At 66.9% G+C, this 1,180-nt stretch carries 1 protein-coding gene; it reads right to left on the bottom strand.

Features of this window, described 5'->3' with window-relative positions:
- Positions 1-1,179: AMP-binding protein (locus ACFZDL_RS47225; protein ID WP_391194638.1), on the bottom strand; the 1,179-nt coding region annotated here is incomplete at its 3' end.
- Between the last annotated feature and the right edge of the window lies 1 nt (position 1,180).

Raw genomic sequence — 1,180 nt, 5'->3', positions numbered from 1 at the left:
GTCGATGCCGACCTCGGGGACCGCGAGGACTTCGGCGAAGAGACCGCACAGGATCTCCTCGTGCGGTGTGCGGGGTGCTCGCCGCGCTCCGGATGCGGCGTAGTCGGGGGCGGGCAGGGCCTTGCGGTCCACCTTGCCGTTGGGTGTCAGGGGCAGTCGCTCGAGTACGACGAGCGCGGAGGGGACCATGTAGTCCGGCAGCCGCTCCCTGGCCACCTCCAGCACCTGGCCCACATCAACCCCCGCACCCTCAGGAGTGCCGGCGGGGACGAGATAGGCGACAAGGCGTTTGTCGCCCGGCCGGTCCTCACGAACCTGTACCACCGCCTGCGCCACCGATCCATGACCGGCCAGAACCGCCTCGATCTCACCCGGCTCGATCCGGAAACCACGCACCTTCACCTGAGCATCCACACGCCCCAAAAACTCCAACTGCCCATCCCCACGCCACCGCACCACATCCCCCGTCCGATACATCCGCGACCCCGCAACCCGCGCGAACGGATCCGCCACAAACCGCTCACCCGTCAAACCCGCCCGACCCCAATACCCCTGCGCCACACCCGCACCCGCCACATACAACTCCCCCGCCACACCCACCGCCACCGGACGCAACCCACCATCCAACACATACACCCGCGTATTACCCAACGGATGCCCAATCGCCGGCACACCCACCCCACCACTCCCCGCGGCGACAGCGGGGCGGTCGCGTTCCTTGAGGACCGCCACCGTCGACCACACCGTCGTCTCCGTCGGCCCGTAACAGTTCACCACCTCACTGCCCAGCTCACACATCCGCTCCGCCAACCCCGACGGCACAGCCTCACCCCCCACCAGCATCCGCAACCCACCCACACACCCCGGCACCTCCGACACCAACTCCTGCCACAACGACGGAGTCCCCTGCACCACCGACACACCCGCCGACTCCACCAACCCACCCAACGCAAACACATCCCGCACCACACCCGACCCCGCCAACACCACACCAGCACCACACACCAACGGCAAAAACAACTCCAACACCGCAATATCAAACGCCACCGTCGTCACCGCCAACACCCGATCACCCCCACCCAACCCACAAAACCCCGACGCCACCGAAAGAAAATTCACCAACCCACGATGCGGCACCACCACACCCTTCGGCCGCCCCGTCGACCCCGACGTATACACC

Source organism: Streptomyces sp. NPDC007917, assembly GCF_042959105.1.
GTDB lineage: Bacteria > Actinomycetota > Actinomycetes > Streptomycetales > Streptomycetaceae > Streptomyces.
This window is presented reverse-complemented; position numbering and strand designations above follow the sequence as displayed.